Source organism: Mycobacterium sp. TH-M25 (genome assembly GCF_057473665.1).
Genome location: NZ_JBYCLA010000485.1, coordinates 1 through 6765 on the forward strand (window position 1 = coordinate 1; position 6765 = coordinate 6765).

General features: G+C 66.6%; 9 protein-coding genes and 1 pseudogene. 5 read left to right on the forward strand and 5 right to left on the reverse strand.

Annotated elements, in window-relative coordinates:
- The 3 genes from AC2VOU_RS16340 to AC2VOU_RS16350 form a co-directional block, all read right to left on the reverse strand.
- Window positions 1-185, reverse strand: a 185-nt coding sequence (locus AC2VOU_RS16340) for a DUF2537 domain-containing protein (protein ID WP_486958314.1), incomplete at its 3' end; no start/stop codon positions are given.
- Between the two features lie 61 nt (window positions 186-246).
- Window positions 247-1059, reverse strand: a complete 813-nt coding sequence (locus AC2VOU_RS16345) for a TrmH family RNA methyltransferase (protein ID WP_486958315.1) — start codon at window positions 1057-1059, stop codon at window positions 247-249.
- Complete coding sequence (locus AC2VOU_RS16350; protein ID WP_486958316.1) at window positions 1056-1487, reverse strand: Rv0880 family HTH-type transcriptional regulator; 432 nt, start codon at window positions 1485-1487, stop codon at window positions 1056-1058. The genes AC2VOU_RS16345 and AC2VOU_RS16350 overlap by 4 nt, the downstream gene beginning before the upstream one ends.
- Before the next feature lie 191 nt (window positions 1488-1678).
- Here AC2VOU_RS16350 and AC2VOU_RS16355 point away from each other — a divergent pair, with 191 nt between their 5' ends.
- Window positions 1679-1951, forward strand: coding sequence for a DUF2530 domain-containing protein (locus tag AC2VOU_RS16355; protein WP_486940870.1), 273 nt, complete (start codon window positions 1679-1681; stop codon window positions 1949-1951).
- 14 nt (window positions 1952-1965) lie between these two features.
- Window positions 1966-2421 carry an SRPBCC family protein gene (locus tag AC2VOU_RS16360; protein ID WP_486958317.1) on the forward strand — a complete coding sequence of 152 codons (456 nt, stop codon included), beginning with the start codon at window positions 1966-1968 and terminating at the stop codon, window positions 2419-2421.
- On the opposite strand, the gene AC2VOU_RS16365 is transcribed toward AC2VOU_RS16360, so the two are convergent.
- Entirely contained in the window at window positions 2418-3206 is a 789-nt protein-coding gene (locus AC2VOU_RS16365; protein WP_486958318.1) for a DUF3027 domain-containing protein, read from the reverse strand. The genes AC2VOU_RS16360 and AC2VOU_RS16365 overlap by 4 nt on opposite strands.
- Window positions 3207-3294: 88 nt before the next feature.
- Between AC2VOU_RS16365 and AC2VOU_RS16370 the strand changes: the two genes are divergently transcribed.
- The 3 genes from AC2VOU_RS16370 to AC2VOU_RS16380 all read left to right on the forward strand — a co-directional run bounded on the left by AC2VOU_RS16370 (window position 3295) and on the right by AC2VOU_RS16380 (window position 6439).
- Window positions 3295-4977 (forward strand): MFS transporter, encoded by a 1683-nt coding sequence (locus AC2VOU_RS16370; RefSeq protein WP_486958319.1) that lies wholly within the window; start codon window positions 3295-3297, stop codon window positions 4975-4977.
- Complete coding sequence (locus AC2VOU_RS16375; protein WP_486958320.1) at window positions 4974-5465, forward strand: DUF2771 domain-containing protein; 492 nt, start codon at window positions 4974-4976, stop codon at window positions 5463-5465. Before AC2VOU_RS16370 ends, AC2VOU_RS16375 begins: the two co-directional genes overlap by 4 nt.
- A gap of 107 nt (window positions 5466-5572) precedes the next feature.
- The gene (locus AC2VOU_RS16380) at window positions 5573-6439 is read left to right on the forward strand and encodes a DUF559 domain-containing protein (RefSeq protein ID WP_486958321.1); all 867 of its coding nucleotides are present in this window, start codon (window positions 5573-5575) and stop codon (window positions 6437-6439) included.
- 94 nt (window positions 6440-6533) lie between these two features.
- Here AC2VOU_RS16380 and AC2VOU_RS16385 read toward each other — a convergent pair.
- A pseudogene (locus AC2VOU_RS16385) lies at window positions 6534-6765 on the reverse strand (glutathione S-transferase family protein); the annotation flags it as partial.

The window sequence follows — 6765 nt, forward strand, 5'->3', positions numbered from 1 at the left end:
GTGTGGCGCCAACCCCACAGCGTTGGCGCCAATCCGCCCGCCGCGACGATATTCAAACCGACCGCCAACAGCGGATGCACCCGAACCAGGCCGAGACTCAGCACCACGATGGCGACTGCGGTAACCGCCGCGACGAACGCCGCGACCGTCAAACCTGTTGCCCACGGCGTAGATTCGTCGGTCACACTCAGACTCTAGCCCGACGACGATGCAGAGCGCGCAGCGCGATGAGGAGGAGTCGGGCAATCAGACTCTAGCTCGCTCGTAGAACGCCAGCGCCGCGGCGGTGGCGACGTTGAGCGAGTCGGTGCCGCGCGACATCGGGATGCGCACTCGTACATCGCTGGCCTTCATCGCGGCATGACTCAGGCCGGGTCCCTCGGCGCCGACCACAATGGCGACCCGTTCGCGGCGTACCGCCGCCATCGCCTCCGGCAACGTCGTCGTGTCGGAACCAGGAGTCATGGCCAACAATCGAAAACCTCTCTGCTGCAGTGCCTTCAACTCGTCGGGCCAACCGACAGCCCGGGCGAACGGCACCAGCAGGGCGTGCCCCATCGAGACACGTACCGCGCGCCGGTACAGCGGGTCGGCGCAGCCGCTGCCGAACACCACGGCGTCGACGTCGAGTCCGGCCGCGTTGCGGAAAATCGAGCCCAGGTTTTCGTGGTCGTTGACGCCCTCGAGTACCGCGACGGTCTGAGCGCCATCGACGACCTCGGCGACACTGCGCTCGGGTTCTCGGCGGGCCGCGGCGAGCACGCCGCGGTTGAGATGGAAGCCGACCGCCGCCGCCATTACCTCGGCCGACACCCGGTAGTAGGGCGCCGGGTTGCCGATGAGGTCCGTCGTCAGTTCGGTGAGTCGGCGGTCGGTGCCGAGCAACGCCAACGGCGTGAACGGCGAAGCGAGCATCCGCTGCACGACGAGCACGCCCTCGGCGATCACCAGACCCTTGCCGGTGGGCAGATCCGGGCGCCGGTCGATGCTGTTCAAGTCGCGGAAGTTGTCCAACCGCGCATCATCGGGATCATCGATGTCGATGACGTTGACGGTCAAGGGCTTTCGTCGACCAGCGCGAGGATCAAGTCCGCCGCCACCCGTAACGTGTCACGGTCAGACACGCCGAGGGTTTCCAGACGCTGCGCGAGCCACTCCTGGCTGGCCCGGCGTTCGGCCTCCATCAACTCGACGCCCGAGGCGGATAACGACACCAGAACTTGCCGACCGTCGTCGGGATGCGCGACGCGGTCGACGAAGCCCAGTTCGGCCAATGAAGCGATCACCCGCGTCATGGACGGTGGGCGAACCCGTTCCCGGATCGCCAGCGCGCCCGGCGTCATCGGCCCGAAGTTGGCCAACGTAGCCAACGCCGACAGTTGCGATAACGACACCGGGGACTGCGGGCGGCGAAATCGCAGCTGCCGGGACAGCCGCATCACCGCCAACGACAGGTCGCTGGCCAATCGGCTATCGCTATCGATCACAGCGCGAAGGTTACGACAGAACACTTAGACGTCCACGTCGAATCACCAAGACGGACACACATCGGCCGCATGCACGGCTCGACTTCTCCTCCGGCCGGTCGCGGCCGGCATCGTCGTCAAGCTGACCCCACGGCTCGACTTCTCCTCCGGCCGGTCGCGGCCGGCATCGTCGTCAAGCTATCGTGATCTCGATGTCTGACAAGCCGGGCGAGACCATCGAGCCGCCACCGCTACCAGCCGCGTTACTGGACCCGTGGCCGGTTATCGTGATCGGCGCGCTGGTCTGGCTGGTGGCCGCGGTGATCGTCTTCCTCACGCCCGCGCTCGCCACCTGGCGGCCGCTGACGGTGGCCGGGCTCGCGGTAGGTGTGCTGGGCACATCCTTCTTTCTGCTGCAGCGCTCAGCCGCCCGTCGGGGCGCCCGCGGCGCTCAGACCGGACTCATCACAAAGCCCACCAGCTAGGAGGTTTGGAGTACATGGCAGCACCGCTCTTACAAGCCCAAATCGACATCGACGCACCCGTCGCGAAGGTGTGGTCGTTGATCAGCGATTTCCGCCGGATGCCGCAGTGGAGTCCGCAGTGCCGGTTGATGCGGCCGCTGGGCACCGTTCGCCCCGGCACCCGGACCTTCAACCTCAACCGGCGCAACATGCTGGTCTGGCCGACGACATCCACCGTCGTCGAGTTGGTCCCAGAGCAGAAGCTGGCGTTCCGGGTGAATGCGAACAACACCGTGTGGAGCTACGAACTGCAGCCGATTCCGGCTGGCACCAGGGTGATCGAGAGCCGGCACGCCGAAAACGGCGTCAAGTCAGTGTCCACCATGGCCGTCAAAGCACTGATGGGCGGAATCGAGAGCTTCGAGCGCGAACTCGTCGAGGGCATGAACGCCTCGCTTGCCAGAATCAAGGCCGCGGCCGAGAACAGCTAAGCGGGCTCAGCGGGCTTCTCGCTGACATCGAGCACGCCGTCGTCGAAAGGGTCATAGGCCGGCGAGCCGCTGCCCGCGGGAGCGGGCGTGTCGGAATGCGCGCCGCATCCGTACTCGAAGTCGACGACATGGCCGTCGGCGGACAACTCGTTGCCGCATACGCCGAACATCGCTCCCAGTGAACCGGCCAGCGGCAGGAAGAAACCGCAATCGCGGCAGACCCGCTTGGTCGACTGAGCCATCGGCGTCCGGGGGCCGTAGTCGCCGTCGTGCCAGCGCTGCGCGGCTTCGTCGCGGCCCCACGCACTCATCACCCGCCGGCGACCCAACCCGATTTCGGCGGCGATCTCGTCGACATAGGGGTCACCCGATGCCATGAAACCGGGCACCAACCGCGGGTCGTCGGACGTCGGGGCCAGCAGGTCGCCAGGGCTCAGGTCGCCCGGCCTGACGCGCTGATCCCACGGCAACCAATCCGGTGCCAGCAATGACTCGGGCCCGGGTACCAGCACCACCTCGCTGACCGTTGCGTGGTCGGCGCCGGGATAACTCGCCACCACCACCGCCCACTGCCAGCCCTGGTATCCGGGCAGATGGGCGAGGAAGCGGTGGGTGGCACTGGTCGGATCTTCGTAGCCGACACCGAGGTAGTCGCCCACGGTGTCGTCACCGCTGCCCTCGACCACGGCAGCGCGCGCCAAGTCGACCGCACCGGTGAGAATGCTCGCCAATTCCGGCGACCATTCCGTCGCGGTCGAACCGGTCACATCGTCCGTTGTTTCCATGGGCCCCCAATTCTGCCGCACAGATGCGACAGTCGGCCACACCGGTCGCCTACCGACCACCACACCCGCTATGGGTGAGAATCGGTGCATGGCGGGACGACACGATGATCACCCGGTCGCCAGGCCCCGCTCGGCGCCGGTTCGGCGTGGTCGTAGCGGACCGGGCGCCGAGCATCCCGGCATGGCCAATTACCCCGCCGACGAGGCGGATTACCGCCGTTCACCAGGCGGACCGGCAATGCCGAGCGCAAATCGGTACCTGCCGCCGCTGAATCGTCGGCCAGGGGCCGAACCTCGCCGCGAACCGCTGGCAACCACCCCGACCGGGGAACGGATCACCGTCACCCGCGCCGCCGCGCAGCGCAGCCGCGAGATGGGTTCGCGGATGTATGACCTGGTGCAGCGGGCCGCCACCGCCGACGGCGCCGACAAATCCGGGCTGACCGCGCTCACCTGGCCGGTAATGGCCAATTTCGCGACCGACGCCGCAATGGCGGTGGCGCTGGCCAATACGCTGTTCTTCGCTGCGGCCACCGGGGAGAGCAAAGACCGGGTTGCGCTGTACCTGCTGATCACGATCGCTCCGTTCGCGGTGATCGCACCGCTGATCGGTCCGGCGCTGGACCGGTTGCAGCACGGTCGGCGAGTCGCACTGGCGGCGTCGTTCGCGATGCGTACGGCGCTGGCCGTGGTACTGATCGCCAACTACGACGCCGCGACCGGCGGATATCAGTCCTGGGTGCTGTATCCATGTGCGCTGATGATGATGGTGCTGTCGAAGTCGTTCAGCGTGCTGCGCAGTGCGGTCACGCCGCGGGTGATGCCGCCGACGATCGACCTGGTCCGGGTGAACTCCCGGTTGACCATGTTCGGCCTGCTGGGCGGCACCATCGTCGGCGGTGGCATCGCCGGCGGGATCGAGTACGCCAGCGACCGCCTGCTTCAGTTGCCCGGTGCGCTGTACGTCGTCATCGGTGTCACCGTGGCGGGCGCCGCACTGTCCATGCGCATCCCGCGCTGGGTCGAGGTGACCGCGGGCGAAGTTCCCACCACCCTGAGTTACCGGCAGGACGCAGGGCGACGGCGTTGGCCCGACGAGGTCCGGCGGGCCGGCGGAGCACTTCGACAACCGTTCGGCCGCAACATCATCACCTCACTTTGGGGTAATTGCACAATCAAGATCATGGTCGGGTTCCTGTTCCTGTATCCGGCTTTCGTGGCCAAGGCGCATCATGCCAACGGCTGGCGACAGCTCGCGCTGCTCGGCATGATCGGTGCGGCCGCCGCGATCGGCAACTTCGCCGGCAACTTCACCAGCGCGCGGTTGCGGCTCGGCCGGCCCTCGGTGCTCGTGCTGCGTTGCGCCCTGGCGGTGACCGGTGTCGCGCTGGCCGCGGCCGTGGTCGGTACGCAGCCGATGGTTGCGATCGCGGCGCTGATCACCTCGGGGGCCAGCGCGATCGCCAAGGCCGCCCTAGATTCGTCGTTGCAGGACGACCTACCCGAGGAATCGCGCGCGTCGGCATTCGGACGTTCGGAGTCGACGCTGCAACTCGCGTGGGTGCTCGGTGGCGCGATGGGCGTGCTGATTTACACCGACCTGTGGATCGGGTTCAGCGTGGTCACCTCGGTGCTGATCCTCGGTCTGGCCCAGACCATCCTCAGCTTCAACGGCGACTCGCTGATCCCCGGCCTGGGCGGCAACCGCCCCGTGATGGTCGAACAGGAAGGCAAGGCCAAGCGTGACGCCGCGGCGGTGCCCCGATCATGACGTCGGCGAAAAGGCTTGCTCTGCTGTTGATTGTCACGGTGCTTGCGGCGGGCGCCGGATTCGGCGCGTGGGGGTTGGAGCGCAAGCCGGGCCCACAGCGTCCACAGATCAGCGCCTACTCAGCCGGACACTTGGTCCGGGTCGGCCCCTACCGCTACTGCAGTGTCATCGACCTCACCGACTGTCAGAATCCGCAGACCGAGGGCGAGCTGCAGGTGAATTCCCGCTCACCCGTTCAGCTTTCGGTGCCCACGCCGATCGGTCGCGCACCCTGGTGGTTGCTCACGGTGTATGAGGACTCCGCGATTCCCGCGACGACGTTCTACCGGCCGGACAGCCGACTGGCGGTCACCATTCCCACCGTCGATCCCCATCACGGCCGACTCACCGGCATCGCTGTGCAGTTGATGACGGTGTTCGTCGACCCCAACGGCGAGGTACAGGGCGTCCCGCACGCAGAGTGGTCGATTCGAACGGTGTGGAACTGACGCTCAGGGGCCCTCGAACGTCGAGTTGTTGCGCGGAAAGCGGCTAGTTATGCACAACAAGTCGACGGTCGAACACCAAAGTCCGCGGCGACAGGCACCGTACGCACATGGAAAGCGACCAGTGGCCATTCCGGGGAACCGAAGCTCTGGCGGCAGGACTCGTCACGCCCCACCAACTTCGAACAGACTTCGACCGCGTCCACCGCGATGTGTACGTCCCTCGAGGTCAATCGCTTACACCGGCGACCCGTGCGGTGGCGGCCTGGCTCTGGTCGGGACGCGCTGCCACGGTCGCAGGGCTGTCCGCCGCAGCCCTGTTTCGGACTTCGTGGATCGACCCGTGGCTGCCCGCTGAACTCAACCGCCGAAGCCGGGACAAAACGCCGGGCATCATGCTGCACAGCGACGAGCTCGGGGAGGACGAGATATGCGTCCGCGGCAGCATCCAGTTGACAACGCCGGCGCGTACCGCATTCGACCTTGGGCGCCGAAAAGGCCTCACCACCGCGGTGGTTCGAATCGATGCGCTGGCCCATGCGACCAGGCTGACGATCACAGATGTCGAACACTTGGCAGACCGTCATCGCGGCGGACGGGGCCTGGTGCAACTGCGTCGGGTAATGACGATGGTCGACGGCGGCGCGGAGTCACCGTATGAGAGCAAGACGCGCCTCGTGCTGATCGCCGGCGGGTTGCCGCGGCCACAGACTCAGATCGAGGTGCGGGGTGAGTGGGCCGGGGTCTTGGCGCGCATCGATATGGGCTGGCCGGAATGGAAGGTCGGGGTCGAATTCGATGGAGCACACCACTGGACCGATCCCGTGCAGCGCACGTGGGACATCGACCGGCTGGCCGAGCTCGAAGCCAGGGGTTGGCGAATCATTCGGGTCAGCGCCGACCTGCTACGCAACCGGCCCGATGTCGTCGTCGCGCGGGTTCGCGACGCGCTGCGCGCAGCCGGATGCCATCTCTGACCGATCGAACGTCGAGTTGTTGGGCGAAATCGGCTGCGTTTAACGCGACTAGTCGACGCTCGGCACGTAAAACGCCTACGACCAGGTGGCGTCAACCAGTTGGACAGATCGGGTCCTTTCGGCACGATGCCACTCGGGTTGATGTCCTTGCCAGCACCGGGTCGACGCCGCCGGTTCGAGGTCGAACGTCCAGCTGCGCTCGTCATGAGTTGGTCCGCAAAACCCAATGGAGAGAACATCTTCCAAACCAAGGAGCCGCCGAACGATGATCGCCCGGTTGGCCCACGGGCAGGCACGGGCGACAATCAGACGATACCGGCCCGGTT

What these genes read in the sequence shown, in the direction of transcription:
- AC2VOU_RS16355 (WP_486940870.1), top strand. Translation starts at nt 1,679, where the DNA reads ATGTCTGACAAGCCGGGCGAGACCATCGAGCCGCCACCGCTACCAGCC.
- AC2VOU_RS16360 (WP_486958317.1), top strand. Translation starts at nt 1,966, where the DNA reads ATGGCAGCACCGCTCTTACAAGCCCAAATCGACATCGACGCACCCGTC.
- AC2VOU_RS16365 (WP_486958318.1), bottom strand. Translation starts at nt 3,206, where the DNA reads ATGGAAACAACGGACGATGTGACCGGTTCGACCGCGACGGAATGGTCG.
- AC2VOU_RS16370 (WP_486958319.1), top strand. Translation starts at nt 3,295, where the DNA reads ATGGCGGGACGACACGATGATCACCCGGTCGCCAGGCCCCGCTCGGCG.
- AC2VOU_RS16375 (WP_486958320.1), top strand. Translation starts at nt 4,974, where the DNA reads ATGACGTCGGCGAAAAGGCTTGCTCTGCTGTTGATTGTCACGGTGCTT.
- AC2VOU_RS16380 (WP_486958321.1), top strand. Translation starts at nt 5,573, where the DNA reads ATGGAAAGCGACCAGTGGCCATTCCGGGGAACCGAAGCTCTGGCGGCA.